This window comes from Paracoccus sp. SMMA_5_TC, assembly GCF_009696685.2.
Taxonomy (GTDB): domain Bacteria; phylum Pseudomonadota; class Alphaproteobacteria; order Rhodobacterales; family Rhodobacteraceae; genus Paracoccus.
In genome coordinates, this window is record NZ_CP102355.1 from 2,433,289 (window position 1) to 2,449,522 (window position 16,234).

14 protein-coding genes are annotated in these 16,234 nt (G+C 65.8%); 8 read left to right on the plus strand and 6 right to left on the minus strand.

All coding sequences use genetic code 11. The annotated features are described in order from the left end of the window. Positions 1–52 precede the first annotated feature (52 nt). Complete coding sequence (locus GB880_RS12575; protein WP_154494092.1) at positions 53–1,648, minus strand: ABC transporter substrate-binding protein; 1,596 nt, start codon at positions 1,646–1,648, stop codon at positions 53–55. A gap of 145 nt (positions 1,649–1,793) precedes the next feature. Here GB880_RS12575 and GB880_RS12580 point away from each other — a divergent pair, with 145 nt between their 5' ends. From GB880_RS12580 to groL, 4 genes are all read left to right on the plus strand, one after another. Next, positions 1,794–3,017, plus strand: coding sequence for a glutathionylspermidine synthase family protein (locus tag GB880_RS12580; RefSeq protein ID WP_154494093.1), 1,224 nt, complete (start codon positions 1,794–1,796; stop codon positions 3,015–3,017). Positions 3,018–3,019: 2 nt separating this feature from the next. Next, on the plus strand, positions 3,020–3,625 hold the full coding sequence (locus GB880_RS12585) for a DUF1190 domain-containing protein (RefSeq protein ID WP_154494094.1): 606 nt from the start codon (positions 3,020–3,022) through the stop codon (positions 3,623–3,625). A gap of 148 nt (positions 3,626–3,773) precedes the next feature. After that, on the plus strand, positions 3,774–4,061 hold the full coding sequence (groES, locus tag GB880_RS12590; protein WP_154494095.1) for a co-chaperone GroES: 288 nt from the start codon (positions 3,774–3,776) through the stop codon (positions 4,059–4,061). 38 nt (positions 4,062–4,099) lie between these two features. Then, positions 4,100–5,737, plus strand: coding sequence for a chaperonin GroEL (groL, locus tag GB880_RS12595; protein ID WP_154494096.1), 1,638 nt, complete (start codon positions 4,100–4,102; stop codon positions 5,735–5,737). A gap of 804 nt (positions 5,738–6,541) precedes the next feature. Here groL and GB880_RS12600 read toward each other — a convergent pair. Then, the gene (locus GB880_RS12600; protein WP_154494097.1) at positions 6,542–8,365 is read right to left on the minus strand and encodes an ABC-F family ATP-binding cassette domain-containing protein; all 1,824 of its coding nucleotides are present in this window, start codon (positions 8,363–8,365) and stop codon (positions 6,542–6,544) included. Between the two features lie 160 nt (positions 8,366–8,525). Here GB880_RS12600 and GB880_RS12605 point away from each other — a divergent pair, with 160 nt between their 5' ends. From GB880_RS12605 to recR, 4 genes are read left to right on the plus strand one after another with little or no spacing between them, the layout of a single operon-like run. Then, complete coding sequence (locus GB880_RS12605; protein ID WP_229774438.1) at positions 8,526–8,816, plus strand: DUF2218 domain-containing protein; 291 nt, start codon at positions 8,526–8,528, stop codon at positions 8,814–8,816. Positions 8,817–8,874: 58 nt separating this feature from the next. After that, positions 8,875–10,662: a DNA polymerase III subunit gamma/tau gene (locus tag GB880_RS12610; protein ID WP_263467170.1), complete on the plus strand. Its 1,788-nt coding sequence runs from the start codon at positions 8,875–8,877 to the stop codon at positions 10,660–10,662. Positions 10,663–10,665: 3 nt separating this feature from the next. Beyond that, a complete protein-coding gene (locus GB880_RS12615; RefSeq protein ID WP_154493993.1) occupies positions 10,666–11,010 on the plus strand; it encodes a YbaB/EbfC family nucleoid-associated protein in 345 nt (114 codons plus the stop codon). Between the two features lies 1 nt (position 11,011). Next, entirely contained in the window at positions 11,012–11,611 is a 600-nt protein-coding gene (recR, locus tag GB880_RS12620) for a recombination mediator RecR (RefSeq protein WP_154493992.1), read from the plus strand. A gap of 210 nt (positions 11,612–11,821) precedes the next feature. Here the strand turns inward: recR and GB880_RS12625 are convergent, their stop codons facing one another. The 4 genes from GB880_RS12625 to GB880_RS12640 form a co-directional block, all read right to left on the minus strand. Further along, positions 11,822–12,268, minus strand: a complete 447-nt coding sequence (locus GB880_RS12625; RefSeq protein WP_154493991.1) for an Hsp20 family protein — start codon at positions 12,266–12,268, stop codon at positions 11,822–11,824. Between the two features lie 113 nt (positions 12,269–12,381). Then, positions 12,382–13,701 (minus strand): glycolate oxidase subunit GlcF, encoded by a 1,320-nt coding sequence (gene glcF / locus GB880_RS12630; protein WP_154493990.1) that lies wholly within the window; start codon positions 13,699–13,701, stop codon positions 12,382–12,384. After that, on the minus strand, positions 13,701–14,735 hold the full coding sequence (locus GB880_RS12635; protein WP_154493989.1) for an FAD-binding protein: 1,035 nt from the start codon (positions 14,733–14,735) through the stop codon (positions 13,701–13,703). Before GB880_RS12635 ends, glcF begins: the two co-directional genes overlap by 1 nt. A 2-nt stretch (positions 14,736–14,737) precedes the next feature. Then, entirely contained in the window at positions 14,738–16,183 is a 1,446-nt protein-coding gene (locus tag GB880_RS12640; protein ID WP_154493988.1) for an FAD-linked oxidase C-terminal domain-containing protein, read from the minus strand. Between the last annotated feature and the right edge of the window lie 51 nt (positions 16,184–16,234).

Consider the following 16,234-nt stretch of genomic DNA (forward strand, 5'->3'; position numbering starts at 1 on the left):
GTGATGGCGCGCCCGGTTGCGACCGGGCGCGATTGCAGGCACGGCCAAGCGACTATTCCTTGGTCACCTGACGATACATGATCGAACTGACCGAGCCGCCGGTGGTCCAGTGCTGGACGTTCTTCTGCATCGCCGATTGCTCGATCTTCTGGAACATCGGGATGATCGGCGCGATCTCGCGATACTGGCTTTGAATGTCCAGATACATCTGCACGCGCTTGTCGGTGTCACCCTCGAGCGTGGCAGCGATGGTGGCCTTGTTCATCTCGTCCGGGACGGCCCAGCTGTTGCGCCAGGCCAGCTGCGACAGCTTGGCGTCATCGGCATTGTTCGGGTTATAGGCAAAGGTCGAGGCATTGGTGTTCGGGTCGGCATAATCCGGCCCCCATTCGCCGATAAAGATCGGCACCTGCCGGGCGCGATAGGCGTCCAGCACCTGCGCCCCGGTCATCTGCTGGATTTCCAGCGTCAGCCCGACCTGCGACATCGCCGCCTGCAAGGTCTGGGCGACGTTCACATATTCGGGGATGTCGCGCACCACCGTCTTGACCGTCCCCGAGGTGATGCCGGCGTCGGTCAGGATCTTGCGCGCCTTTTCGATGTCATGGCTCCAGGGGTTTTCGTCCGAGGCGCCCAGATAGCCCGCGGGCAGGAAGTTCTGATGGGTTTTCCACTGCCCCTTCAGGAAGCTGCCCTCGATACCGGCGTAATCGACCAGATGCTTCATCGCCTGGACCACCTCGGGGCGCGACAGCAGCGGATCCTTCTGGCTCAGGCCCATATACAGGATGCGGCCGCGCATTTCGTCCACCACCTTCAGCTTGTCATTGCCGGCGATGCCCTCGACATCGGTGGGGGTCAGGTTGCGGGCAACATCGATGTCGCCCTGTTCCAGCAACAGCCGCTGGGCGCTGCTTTCCTGAACGTTGCGCACGATCACCCGCTGCATTGCGGGCGCGCCTTGCCAGTAATCGGCATAGGCGGCCAGTTGCACCGCCTCGTTCGGTTTCCACGCGGCCAGGGTGAAGGGGCCGGACCCCGCGTCATTGGTCGACAGCCAGGCATTGCCCAGATCATCGCCCTCGACATGGGCCATCACCGTTTCCTTGTCGATCACCGACCCGATTTCCGACGCCAGGCAATTCAGCACGAAGCTTTGGGCATAGGGCTGATCCAGCTTCAGGATCAGGCGGTTGCCCTCGAACGTCACCTGCTGGTCGACATTTTCCGGGGTAAAGCCGAACTGGTTCAGGATGAAAGCGGGCGACTTGTTCAGCTTGACGGCGCGTTGCAGCGACCAGGCGGCATCCTCGGCCCGGACAGGGTTGCCGGAATGGAACTTGACGCCTTCGCGCATGGTAAGGGTGATGGTCTTGCCGTCCTCGCTGACCTCCCAGCTTTCGGCCAGGCTGGGCTTGATGCCGGCGTCCAGATCCAGCGGGTCGAAATCGACCAGCCGGTCATACAGGTTCTTGACCACGTCCTGGCCCGAAAACTCGAAGCTCTGCCCCGGATCCAGGCTGATGATGTCGTCGATCTGCGCGGCGACGACCAGCGTATCGGCCGGGGTTTCGGCAAGGGCGGCCGGCGCGGCAATCGCGACGGCCGTCGCCATCAGAAGCGCGCGAAGCGGGAAACGGTGCTGCATGATCTGTTCATCCCTGTTGTCGCGCCCCGTCACACGCGGGGCTGGAATGGCAGCAGCTTGGCGTGAAGATTACGGCATCGCAAGCCCCCCGACGGTCTTGCGTCACCCCGCCCCCGCACCCTATCTGGATTGCCAAGGAGATATCATGGAAAAACGCATCCTGCCCGAACGGCCGGGCTGGCGAGACGAGGCCGCACGGCTGGGGTTCAGTTTTGCCGACATGGACGGCCAGCCCTACTGGGATGAAACCAGCGCCTATTGCTTTACCCTTTCCGAAATCGAAGATCGGATCGAGGCGCCTTCTACCGAGCTGCATCAGATGTGCCGGGCGGCGGCCGAGCGGATCCTGGGCGAAGAACAGCTTTTGAGGCGCCTGCATGTCCCGGCCGAACACTGGGATCTGCTGGCCGAAAGCTGGCGACAGGGCGAACCCGAACTGTATGGCCGGCTGGATCTGGCCTATGACGGCCAGGGCCCGGCGCTGCTGCTGGAATACAATGCCGACACACCGACGGCGCTCTACGAATCGGCGTCCTATCAGTGGCTGTGGTTCGAACAGCAGCAGGCGGCCGGCGTGCTGGGCGCGGATTGCGACCAGTTCAACAGCATCCACGAATCGCTGGTGGCGCGCTGGGCCGAGATCTGCGCCCCCGGAGAGGACGTGCATTTCGCCGCCGACAGCAGCAACCCCGAGGATTACGCCACCGTCGAGACCCTTGCCTGGGCCGCACGCGAGGCAGGCCTGGGCGCGCATTTCACCGATCTTGCGCAGATCGGTCTGACCAGTGATGGACAGTTTGCCGACGGCCAGTCCCGCGTCATCGGCACGCTGTTCAAGCTTTATCCATGGGAGGACATGCTGCGCGACAGCTACGCCGAACATCTGGTCGGCTCGGGCACGCGCTATATCGAACCGCCGTGGAAGGCGGTGGTGTCGAACAAGGGGTTGCTGCCGGTGCTGTGGCAGATGTTTCCCGGCCACCCGAACCTGTTGCCGGCGTTCTTTGCCGAGGACGTCGAGCAGGCGCTGACCGGCGGCCAGCCCGCCGCCCATGTCGCCGCGGCCTTCGACGCCGCCCGCGACCGGCTGGCGCGCGGACATGTGACGAAGCCGATCTATTCCCGCGAGGGCGCGGGGGTCACCCTGCACCGGCCGGGCCAGCCGCCGCTGTGCCATGCCGATGACAGCTATTCGCATCACCCGATGATCGTGCAAGCCCTGGCGCCACTGCCGGATTTCGGCGGCTTTCACCCGGTGCTGGGCAGCTGGATCGTTGGCCAGCATTGCTGCGGGCTTGGCCTGCGCGAGGACACATCGCCCATCACCCACAACCTGTCGCGCTTCAAGCCGCATTTCATCGAGGGCTGACCATGACCACGACCCGCCACCGCAAACGCTCGCGCCATGTCGCCCTTGTGCTGGCCGGAACCGCGACCCTGGCCCTTGCCGCCTGCGAGGACGAGCGCGTCGATGCGCGCTCTTTCCCGGATCTTGAAAGCTGTATCGCCGCCAGCAAGGACAACAGCCTGTGGTTCACCGAACAGGATTGCCGCCAGAACTTTGCCGCCGCGCAACAGGAACATCTGGAAACAGCGCCGCGCTATGAATCGAAGGAGCTGTGCGAACAGCAGCACGGGGTCGGAAATTGCGGCAGCGACCCGGCCGCGCAACAGGGCGGTGGCGGGTTTTCCTTCATGCCGCTGTTGGTGGGTTACATGATGGGATCGATGCTGTCGCGCGGCGGCGGCATCTTTTCGCAACCGATGGTGCGCACGGCCGACGGCCGCTTCGCCACCCCGAAGGGCGACCAGTCCTTTGCCACCAACAACGGCGCGGGCAAGGTTGCCAGCTCCACCTTCAATCGCGCGCCCGCCACGATCGGCAAGCCGCCGATGACTGCGGCGCAGGTGCAAAGCCGCGGCGGCTTCGGCGCAAGTGCGACCAGCCGAAATCCCGGCCGCTCGCTTGGCGGCTGAACCTGCCGATGCTGACAGCTCGGGATGCGATCTTTTTTTGCGCGCCTCCCTGTTGACAGGCCGCCGGGCTCTGCCTAGATCAGCGGCACTGGCACTCACCAAGGCAGAGTGCCAACAACATAATCACCTGTAACACCGGAGTGTTCACATGGCTTTCAAACCGCTGCATGACCGCGTTGTGGTCCGTCGCGTCCAGTCGGACGAGAAAACCAAGGGCGGGCTGATCATCCCCGACAGCGCCAAGGAAAAACCGGCCGAAGGCGAAGTCGTCGCCGTTGGCGAAGGTGCGCGCAAGGATTCGGGCGAACTGATCGCGCCGGCGGTCAAGGCTGGCGATCGGGTGCTGTTCGGCAAATGGTCGGGCACCGAGGTCACCGTGGACGGCGAAGAGCTGCTGATCATGAAGGAAAGCGACATCCTGGGCATCATCGCCTGATCGCTTTTTCCAGATAACTCATTCAAGGAACACACCAAATGGCTGCGAAAGAAGTCAAGTTCAACAGCGACGCCCGCGACCGCATGCTCAAGGGCGTGAACATTCTGGCCGATGCCGTCAAGGTGACGCTGGGCCCGAAAGGCCGCAATGTCGTGATCGACAAGTCCTATGGCGCGCCGCGCATCACAAAGGACGGCGTGTCGGTGGCCAAGGAAATCGAACTGTCGGACAAGTTCGAGAACATGGGCGCCCAGATGGTCCGCGAAGTTGCTTCGCGCACCAATGACGAGGCCGGCGACGGCACCACCACCGCCACCGTTCTGGCTCAGGCCATCGTGCGCGAAGGCATGAAGGCCGTTGCTGCGGGCATGAACCCGATGGATCTCAAGCGCGGCATCGATCTGGCCACCGCCAAGGTTGTCGACGCCATCAAGACCGCTGCGCGTCCCGTCAACGACAGCTCGGAAGTCGCTCAGGTCGGCACCATCTCGGCCAACGGCGAAAGCTTCATCGGTCAGCAGATCGCCGAAGCCATGCAGCGCGTGGGCAATGAAGGCGTCATCACGGTCGAAGAAAACAAGGGCATGGAGACCGAGGTCGAAGTGGTCGAAGGCATGCAGTTCGACCGTGGCTACCTGTCGCCCTATTTCGTGACCAATGCCGACAAGATGGTCGCCGAGCTGGAGGATGCCTATATCCTGCTGCACGAAAAGAAACTGTCCTCGCTGCAGCCGATGGTGCCCCTGCTGGAGGCTGTGATCCAGTCGCAGAAACCGCTGCTGATCGTTGCCGAGGATGTCGAGGGCGAGGCGCTGGCCACGCTGGTCGTCAACAAGCTGCGCGGTGGTCTGAAGATCGCGGCCGTCAAGGCCCCCGGCTTTGGCGATCGCCGCAAGGCCATGCTGCAGGATATCGCCATCCTGACCGGCGGTCAGGTCATCAGCGAAGACCTGGGCATGAAGCTGGAGAACGTCGGCATCGACATGCTGGGCCGCGCCAAAAAGATCACCATCAACAAGGACAACACCACCATCGTTGATGGCGCCGGCGAAAAGGCCGAAATCGAGGCGCGCGTTGCCCAGATCCGCCAGCAGATCGAGGAAACCACCTCGGACTACGACCGCGAAAAGCTGCAAGAGCGTGTGGCGAAGCTCGCTGGCGGCGTTGCCGTCATCCGCGTCGGCGGCATGACCGAAGTCGAGGTCAAGGAGCGTAAGGACCGCGTCGATGACGCGCTGAACGCGACCCGCGCTGCGGTGCAGGAAGGCATCGTGGTGGGCGGCGGCGTCGCTCTGGTGCAGGCCGGCAAGGTGCTGGAAGGCCTGACCGGCGCGAACTCGGATCAGGACGCCGGCATCGCCATCGTCCGCCGCGCCCTGGAAGCCCCGATGCGCCAGATCGCCGAGAACGCTGGTGTGGACGGTGCAGTCGTGGCCGGCAAGGTTCGGGAATCGACCGACAAGGCTTTCGGCTTCAACGCCCAGACCGAAGAATATGGCGACATGTTCAAGTTCGGCGTCATCGACCCGGCCAAGGTCGTGCGCACGGCGCTGGAAGATGCTGCCTCGGTCGCAGGCCTGCTGATCACCACCGAAGCCATGATCGCCGACAAGCCCGAGCCGAAGGCTCCGGCTGCTGGCATGCCCGACATGGGCGGCATGGGCGGCATGATGTAATCGCGCCGAAACGCATATCGGGCCGCCCCTCGGGGCGGCCTTTTTCGTTGCACGCAGCTATCCCCGCGCCACGCCGGTTGCGGGCTTCGTGCTGTCTCGACAGGCTCATCCGCCGGTCCAGAAAATCGCGATAGGCTGGAAGGCCGCAGCAATCGACCGCATGGCAGGCCGGTTCACATCCTTTCAACGATGCGCGCTATCGGGATGCGATGCGCCGTCATCCGGCCGCGCCCGCTGCGACAGGTTGCCCCTGGCACAGGCGAAACCGTCAAACACTTGCTGACCGGTGCAATTCGTTCCTGGCCAAGGTGATCCGGGCGGGGGCGCCGCGCCCACGGCTGCCCCATGCCCGGCCCGATGGCCTTCACCCGTGTTCGTTTCCGGATGGCCATGCTTCGCGCCAGACCGCCATGCCGACCCGGCACGCCGCAGATGGACCAGCCGGACGCACATGAAGCCCTGCCCCCCTTGATCTGCGGCCCGAGACGACACCGGATACGGATTGCCCCATTCTTCTCGGTAGCCAAGCCTGCATCAGCCGCCCGCTCTGGTCAGAGGCACCGAGACGCAGCGCGCCAGAGGCAGACCCGATCCCGAAACAGCGCGGCCCATGCCGGTATCTGCCGGATCATGATCGCCGGGTCAGCGGCGGCGCGGGCACAAGACGCCCTGCGGCAACGCATCGGTGCTTGCGCCACGGAAAGGCCACAGGGGCTTGATCGGCGCGCGGCCATGGCGATCTGACTGTTCAAAGCTGAACAGGTGATGCCGTTGCGGCTGGCGGAACACGACTGGGGGTTCGGTTCAGCCCTGCTGATCGCGTTCGGCCAGCTGCAACCATTCCTCTTCGGCGGCGGCAAGGGCGGCCTGGCGCTCGGCGAGACCTTCACTGGCCTTCTGGAACTTGACCGGGGCGGTCTGGAACAGGTCGGGTTGCGCCAGAAACTCGGTCAGCCTGGCCATTTCCGCCTCGAGCCGTTCGATGATGCCCGGCAGCGCCTCAAGCCGCTTCTTTTCGGTAAAGCTGAGCCCGCTGCGCTCGGGCGCTGGGGTGACCGGTTCGGGCCTGGGCGCGGTCGCGCGCACGGGTTCGGCTGCGGCAGCGGGTTCGGCGTTGGATTGCGGGCGCTGGGCGATATAATCCGACCAGCCGCCGGGATAGATCACCGCCCGGCCGTCGCCCTCCATCGCCACCGTCTGCGTCGCCACGCGGTCTATGAAATCGCGGTCGTGGCTGACCAGCAGCACGGTGCCGTCGTAATCGCCCAGGATGTCCTGCAGCAGGTCCAGGGTTTCCACGTCCAGGTCGTTGGTCGGTTCGTCCAGCACCAGCAGGTTGGACGGTCGCGCCATGATCCGCGCCAGCAGCAGCCGCGCCTTTTCGCCACCCGACAGGCTGCCCACCGGCGCCCGGGCCTGCGCCTCGTCGAACAGGAAATCCTTGAGATAGGCAACGACATGGCGCGGATTGCCGCGAACCATGACCTGATCCGACCGCCCCGAAACCCGCATCGCCGGATCGCCCGCCAGCGCGTCCCACAGCGTCACGGTATCGTCGATGGCCGAACGCGCCTGATCGAACACCGCAATCTCGAGATTGGTGCCATGGCGGATTTCGCCGCTGTCGGGCGCGATCTCGCCGGTCAACATCTTGATGAGCGTGGTCTTGCCGGCGCCGTTCGGCCCGACGAAGGCCACCCGGTCGCCGCGCAGCACCCGCAGGTCAAAAGGCCGCAGGATGACGCGGTCGCCAAAGCGTTTCGAGATGCCCTTGGCGTCGATCACGCGCTTGCCCGATTGCGGCCCCGCGTCCAGTTCCATCGCGGCAGTGCCCTGACGGCGAATCTGACTGGCGCGTTCCTGACGCAGCGCGGCCAGCGCGCGCAGACGGCCCTGATTGCGCTTGCGCCGGGCGCTGATCCCTTCGACGGCCCAACGCGCCTCGGCCTTGATCTTGCGGTCCAGCTTGTGACGGGCCTCGTCCTCGGCCGCCCAGACGGTTTCACGCCAGTCCTCGAAATGTTCAAAGCCGCGATCCTGGCGGCGCACCTCGCCGCGGTCGATCCACAATGTCGCGCGGGTCAGCGCCCGCAGAAAAGCGCGGTCGTGCGAAATCAGCACGAATCCCGCCCGGGTTGCCGACAGCTGCTCTTCCAGCCAGCCGATGGCCTGGATATCCAGATGGTTCGTCGGCTCGTCCAGCAACATCAGTTCGGGCGCTTCGGCCAGCAGCCGCGCCAGCGCCGCCCGTCGCCTTTCGCCGCCCGAGGCGGTGGCGACCGGCCGATCGGGATCGAACTTCAGCCCCTCGGCCGCCATCTCGACCCGATAGGCTTCGGTTTCGGGCAGGCCGGCGCCGGCAAATTCGCCCAGCGTGCGAAAGGCCGACAGGTCGGGATCCTGTTCCATATAGCCGACCTTGACCCCGGCCGGGGTAATGACCTGGCCGCTGTCGGGTTCGACCAGCCCGGCCATCACCTTCATCAGCGTCGATTTGCCAGAACCGTTGCGACCAACCAGCGCCAGCCGGTCGCCGGGTTGCACGGTCAGGTCAAGTCCGTCGAAAACCGGATTGCCGCCAAAGGTCAGCGAGATGCCGGAAAGCTGAAGAAGGGGTGCGCGTGCCATGCAGCGCAGATATGCCGGCCGGCGTGGCGGGTCAACGGTGCGCGCGCGGGATTGATCCTGCGCCCGGCGACGGTATACCCATGCCCACGAACGGGCCAATCATGCCCACGCCCCACCAGCCAGCCGACGCCAGCCGGACCAGATCAGACAAGGACAACCGATGACCATGGACCGATCCACCTGCCGCGTCGCCACCCCCCATGCCAGCCGCTACCTGCAACAGCTCTGCAAGCACTGGGCCCACAAGTTCCAGGTCAGCTTCGATCCCCAGCAGGGCCGGATCGAGCTGCCGGACGGGCGGTTGCTGGAAATGACAGCCTCGGCGGCGGAACTGCATCTTTGCGCCACCGCCCCAGCCGCAGACATGGCGCAGTTTCAGGACATCATCGCCAAGCATATCGCCGGCTTCGGCTTTCGCGAGCAGCTGGTGTTCGACTGGCAGGCAGACTGATGCGGTTGCCGGCCCGCGCCGGCCCCGTTAATCTGCCCCGGTCGAACAGGACCGGAAGATGAGCGAAAGCGACACCACCTATCAAGTGCTGGCCCGTAAATACCGGCCCGAGACCTTTGCCGATCTGGTCGGTCAGGACGCGATGGTGCGCACCTTGCGCAATGCCTTTGCCGCCGACCGGATCGCGCAGGCCTTCGTGATGACCGGCATCCGCGGCACCGGCAAGACCACGACCGCGCGCATCATCGCCAAGGGGCTGAACTGTATCGGTGCCGATGGTCAGGGCGGCCCCACCACCGAACCCTGCGGCACCTGCCAGCATTGCGTTGCCATCAGCGAGGGGCGCCATGTCGATGTCATGGAAATGGACGCCGCATCGCGCACCGGCGTGAACGACATCCGCGAGATCATCGAATCCGTCCACTATCGGGCGGCCTCTGCCCGCTACAAAATCTATATCATCGACGAAGTTCACATGCTGTCGACCAGCGCCTTCAACGCGCTGCTCAAGACGCTCGAGGAACCGCCGCCGCATGTGAAGTTCATCTTTGCCACCACCGAAATCCGCAAGGTGCCGGTGACGGTGCTGTCGCGCTGCCAGCGCTTCGACCTGCGCCGTATCGAACCCGAGGTGATGATGGCGCTGCTGCGCCGGATCGCCACGCGCGAGGGGGCGCAGATCAGCGACGATGCGCTGGCGCTGATCACCCGCGCCGCCGAAGGTTCGGCCCGCGACGCGACCAGCCTGCTGGATCAGGCCATCAGCCATGGCGCCGGCGAGACCACCGCCGTGCAGGTGCGGGCGATGCTGGGTCTTGCCGATCGCGGCCGGGTGCTGGATCTGTTCGACATGATCCTGCGCGGCGCCGCGGCCGAGGCATTGGCCGAATTGCAGGCGCAATATGCCGATGGCGCCGACCCGCTGGCGGTGCTGCGCGATCTGGCGGAAATCACGCATTGGGTCTCGATCGTCAAGATCACCCCCCAGGCGCTCGAGGATCCGACCATCGGCCCCGACGAACGCGCCCGGGGCCAGGACATCGCCGGCCGGGTGGCGATGCGGGTGCTGACGCGGCTGTGGCAGATGCTGCTGAAGGCGCTGGAAGAGGTCGCCGCCGCGCCCAATGCCATGATGGCGGCGGAAATGGCGGTGATCCGCCTGACGCATGTCGCCGATCTGCCCGACCCCGATGCGCTGATCCGCAAGGTGCAGGCCGCGGCGGCGGCGGGCGATTTCAGCCGCAGCGGCGCGGCCCCGGCCCCCGCGGCCAGTGCGCCGGCCGCGGCCCCGCGCGCCGCCCGGCCGCCCGCGCAGGTCTCCCTGCGCCCCGGTGGCAGCGCGGCGGCCCTGGCGGTGTCACCCGATGCGCTGGCGGCGTTCCCCGATTTCCAGGCGGTGCTGGAACTGATCCGTCGCATGCGCGACATGAAGCTGCTGCTCGAGGTCGAGGATCATCTGCGCCTGGTGCGATATGCCCCCGGCCGCATCGAGTTCCAGCCGACCGACAACGCGCCGCGCGATCTGGCGCAGCGTCTGGCCGAAAGGCTGCGCGGCTGGACCGGGGGACAGCGTTGGGCGGTCATCGTGGCATCCTCGGGTGGGCAGCCCACGATCAGCGAACAGCGCACCCTGCGCGAAGCCGAGGCGCGGGCGCGGGCGATGGAAAGCCCGACCGTGCAGGCGATCCTGGCCGCCTTTCCGCAGGCGAAAATCACCCGTATCCGCCCGGTCCCGCAGCCGGTGGCGGTTGAAAACCCCATGGGCGAGGATACATCCCCCCATGACCGCACCGATGGCCCCGTGGCCGAGGTCGAGGAATGGGATCCCTTCGAGGACGAGGAGTAAGCGATGTTCAAGGGTCTGGGCGACATGGGCGATCTGTCGAAAATGATGGAGGCCGCGCAGCAGATGCAGGCCAAGATGGCCGAGATGCAGGAAGGTCTGAACCGACTGACGGTGACCGGCGAAGCCGGCGGCGGCCTGGTGCGCGCCACGGCGACCGCCAAGGGCGAACTGACGGGGCTGGAGATCGATCCGTCGATCTTTCGGCAAGAGGACAAGGAAGTGGTCGAGGATCTGATCCTGGCCGCGATCAAGGATGCGCAGCGTCGCGCCCAAGACAAGGCCGGCGAAGAAATGCAGCGGGTGTCGCGCGAACTGGGCCTGCCGGCCGATCTGAAGATGCCGTTCTGACATGGCCCCTGCCGGGGACGAAATCGAGGCGCTGATCGCGGCGCTGGCCCGGCTGCCCGGCCTGGGACCACGCTCGGCCCGGCGTATCGTGCTGCACCTGATCCGCAAGCGTGCGGGGCAGATGGCACAGTTGTCGGCCATGATGGCCAGCGTCGCCGAAAAGGCGCGCGAATGCCTGATCTGCGGAAACGTGACCCAGGCCGATATCTGCCCGATCTGTCAGGATCCGGCGCGGGCAACTGGCGAGATCTGCGTGGTGACCGATGTGGCCGATCTTTGGGCCCTGGAACGCGGGCGCGCGTTTCGCGGACGCTACCATGTGCTGGGCGGCAACCTGTCGGCCCTGGACGAGATCGGTCCCGATGAGTTGCGGGTGCCGCAGCTGATCGCCCGCATCGGCAGCGAGAACATCACCGAGGTCATCCTGGCGCTGTCCGCCACGGTCGACGGCCAGACCACCGCCCATTACATCGCCGAGGCGCTGGCCCCGACCGGTGTCGCGGTCACCAGCCTGGCGCAGGGGGTGCCGATCGGCGGCGAGCTTGATTACCTGGACGACGGCACCATCACCGCCGCACTGCGGGCACGCCGACGGTTCTGACCTTACCAACGGTCATGGCCACGCGAAAAAGGCGCCTGCAAGGCAGGCGCCAACGGCAATTCCGAGAGAGTTTCGAGGGCGGTCAGCAATCCGCCCGGGTCCGCCGTTCGCGCCCCATCGAAGGGCGCGCCCGGCGCGGGGCCTTTCGGCCCCGGCCCGTTCGTCGCGGCAAGCCTGGTTTACGGGCTTCAGGCGCGCAAGCCTGAAGGCTCAGGCGTCCAGACGCTCGACCGCCTTGGCAGGGCGGCTGATCTCGATCCGGCGGGGCTTCAGCGCCTCGGGGATTTCACGGACCAGATCGATATTGAGCATGCCGTCCTCGTGGCTGGCGCCCTCGACCCGGACATGATCGGCCAGGGTAAAGCGACGCTCGAAAGCGCGGGTGGCGATGCCGCGATGCAGATAGGTGCGGCCTTCGTCCTCGGCGGCTTTCTTGCCCGAAACGATCACGGCGCCATCCTTGACCTCGACGGTCAGATCCTCGGCACCGAAACCGGCCACGGCGATGGTGATACGATAGGTATTTTCGCCGGTCTTTTCGATGTTGTAGGGGGGATAGCTGGCGATATCGGCCGACAGGGCACGATCCATCACATCAGCCATACGGTCGAAGCCGACCGAAGCACGGTAAAGCGGGGTCAGGTCGAAATTACGCATGTTTCGCATCCTTGGTTCAAGCGATACAAATGGCGCCCCCCGATCAGGGCGGGCAATCCGTCGACGCCATCTGGCCGTCGACAGCATTCAGTTGGGAAATGCCGTCCAGGTTTTCAAGGGGTCAGCGCCGCCGGTCTTGGCCCGCCGCTGGCCCAGTCCAGCAGTTCGACCGTATGCACGACCGGCAGGTCGGTTCCTGCGCCTATCTGGACCATGCAACCGATGTTTCCCGTAGCAACGACCTGCGGGCTGGTCGCCTGGATGGTGGCGACCTTGCGCCTGCGCAGTTCGTTTGCAAGCTCGGGTTGCAAGAGGTTGTAGGTTCCAGCCGATCCGCAGCAAAGATGCGCATTCTCTGGCTCGACCACCTCATAACCCGCCCGCGCCAGAAGGGACTTCGGCGCCGATCGGATCTGCTGGCCATGCTGCAATGAACATGCCGCATGGTATGCGACCCGCAGCCCCTTTCCGGCGGCAGATGTCTCGAAAAACCCCGCGGATAGGTGCCCGCCATCAGGCCAGCTTCCATCGAGAAATTCGGTGATGTCGCGGGCAAGGCTGGCGACACGTTGCGCCTGCGGCAATATCGGGTCGCCGGTGAAGAGGCTGGGATAATCCTTGATCGTGGTGCCGCAGCCCGAAGCGTTGATGATGATGGCGTCCAGCGGCGCCCGGGCATCGGCGGCCAGCAGGCTTGCGATGCTGGCGCGGGCAGCATGCAGCGCATCATGTTCCCGCCCCATGTGATGGGTCAGCGCGCCGCAGCAGCCGAAGCCATCGGGGATGACGACCTCGCAACCAGCACGGCGGAGCAGACGGATGGTGGCATCATTGATATCGGTGTTGAGCGCGCGCTGGGCGCAGCCCGGCATCAGCGCCACGCGCGCACGCCTCGGGCCATGGGGGGCAAGAACCTGGCCATCATCATTGCGGCTGACCGGCGGCAGGCTGCGCGGCGCCATGGCCAGCATCGCGCGCAGACGCGCATCGGGGAGTACGCGGGCAAACGGCCGCGCCAGTCGCGCGCCCAGAAGGGCCAACCGGAACCGGGTCGGATAGGGCAGAACCCGGGCCAGAAGCCAGCGCAGCGCCCGGTCGCGCCAGGGCCGCCGATAGGTCCGTTCGACATGCAGCCGCGCGTGATCGAGCAGATGCATGTAATCGACCCCCGACGGGCAGGTCGTCATGCACGACAGGCAGCCAAGGCAACGATCCAGATGGGTGACGGTGCGGGCATCGGCGTCACGACCGCTCTCGAGCATTTCCTTTATCAGGTAGATGCGGCCGCGCGGGCTGTCCAGTTCGTCACCAAGAATCTGATAGGTCGGACAGGTGGCGGTGCAGAAACCGCAATGCACACAAGCCCGCAGGATGCGGTTCGATCGCGCGGTCAGAGGATCCTTGAGCTGATCTTCGGTGAAACGCGTCTGCATCACGCCCCCCCCTGGAACAGCGCGCGCGGATCGAAGCGCCGGCGCAGGCTGTCGTTCAGCCGCGCCACCAGCGGCGCCGTGGCCGGCAATGTCATCGCATGATCCCCGGTCACACGGGTGGCATGCCCGGACCAGGGCGGCAGATCCGGCGCCTGCCCCGCAGGCAGGTCCGCCCAGATCAGCGCCCCGCCCCAATCCATGGCCAGAACCTGCGGCAGATGCGCCAGCAGCGCCGGCGCCTCGGACGGGCGGCAGATCACCCGCCACAGATCGCCTTGCGCCATGCGCGGCACCAGGCGCGGCCACAGCGCAGCATCGGATTCGATCAGGGAACCAAAGGGTGCAAGTCGGTCGGTCAGCGCCCGGCGCCGTTCCCGGACCGAAACCGGCAGCCCCTCGAGCCGCAGCAGAACCCCGGCATCCGGAAGCCACCCCGCCCCGGAGACATCGAAAGGCCCGCTCAACGCCGCCGTCAGCGCAGGCAATGCCGCGGCGGCATCCAGCCCGGGTAAGGCCAACGTGACGGCACAAGGCGGCAGCGGCGCCGTGCGCAGGGCGATTTCGCTCAGCACCCCCAGCGTGCCCCGGGAACCCGCCATCAGCTTGACCAGATCATAGCCGGTCACGTTCTTCATCACCCGTCCGCCATTGCTGATGACCTGACCCCGACCGTCGACAAATCGCACGCCCAGCATGGCATCGCGGCAGGCCCCAACCAGGACCCGGCGCGGCCCGGAACTGTTGCTGGCCGCCACCCCGCCGATGGTCGATCCCGGCCGAAGGTCCGGCTCAAAGGCCAGCATCTGCCCTTCGGACGCCAGGATCTGTTGCAGATCCTGAAGCAAGGTGCCGGCGCGAACCACGACGGTCAGCGCGGCGGGTTCATACAGCACCACACCCGACAACCCGGTCGTCTCCAGCCGCTGCCCCTGCCCCTCGTCCGGGCGCAGGCGGCTGCCGCCCCCGGTCACCGACAGAGGCACGCGCGTCTCGCGGATGATCTGGGCCAGTTCGGCTTCGGTTTCAGGACGCATGGTCAGGCCGCATCGGCTGTCCCCTGACGGCGCGGGGCAGAAATGGCCAAGGGAAACACCTTGGCGGGGTTCAGCAGCCATGCATGATCGAACACGTCCTTGACGCGCATCTGCGCCTCGAGATCGATGTCGGAAAACTGTTCTGTCATCAACTCGCGCTTTTCGACGCCGACACCGTGCTCGCCGGTCAGGCAGCCGCCCACGCGCACGCACAGCTTGAGGATTTCGGCCCCCATGTCCTCGCATCGTTGCAATTCGCCCGGAGCATTGGCGTCATACAGGATCAAGGGATGCATGTTCCCGTCACCGGCATGAAAGACATTGGCAACATCCAGCCCGAAGCGGCGCGACAATTCGGCGATGCCCCCCAGAACCTGCGGCAAGGCGCTGACCGGAATGGTGCCATCCAGGCACATGTAGTCGTTGATCTGGCCCATGGCGCCAAATGCAGACTTCCGGCCCAGCCAGATGCGACGGGATTCATCCTCGGACCGGCTTTCCCGGAACTCCAGCGGCGCAAAGCCTTGGGCGATCTGGCGGATCAGCGCCATCTGTTCGTCGATTTCCGGGGCTGTTCCCTCGACCTCGACGATCAGCAGCGCCTCGCAATCGGGATAGCCGGCATTGGCAAAGGCTTCCGTCGCCCGAATGCAGGGGCGATCCATGAATTCGATGGCCACCGGCAGGATGCCGGCGCGAATGATGGCGGCCACGCAGGCGCCGGCGGTTTCGGAACTGTCAAAGGCGATCAGGGCCGGCCGGGCGCCGGCCGGGCGGGGAAGGATGCGCAATGTCGCCTCGGTCACGATGCCAAGCTGACCTTCGGAACCGCAGACCACGCCCAGCAGATCAAGCCCCGGCGCCTCGCCCATCGGTCCGCCCAGTTCGACGACCGAACCATCCATCAACACCAGCGTCACCCCCAGCAGGTTGTTGGTGGTGACGCCGTATTTGAGGCAATGCGCCCCGCCCGAGTTCATGGCGATATTGCCGCCGATCGCGCAGGCCAGCTGGCTGGAGGGATCGGGCGCGTAAAAGAACCCCTGCCCCTCGACCGCCTGGGTGACCGACAGGTTGGTGCGTCCGGCCTGCACCCGGATCAGCCGGTCGGTCAAGTCGACCTGCAGCAGCGCAGTCATCCGCGACAGACCGATCACCACCGCATCCGCTGTTGGCATGGCGCCGCCAGCCAGGCTGGTGCCGGCACCGCGAGGCACCACCGGCACGCCTTCTTCATGGCAGATGCGCAACACCGTTGCCACCTGTGCCGTATCGGCTGGCAGCACCACTGCCAGCGGCGGGCAGCGATAGGCCGACAGCGCATCGCATTCATAGGCGCGGGTTTCCGCCGGATCATCGATCACGGCATCGGGGACCGCTTGTCGCAAACGGGCGACGATGGCCGCCCGACGGGCCACGATGGCCGCATTGGCAACAGGCATCTGCATCAGCACCCCCTATGGACCACCAGGGAAAACGATGAAGCCATGCGCCCTGCG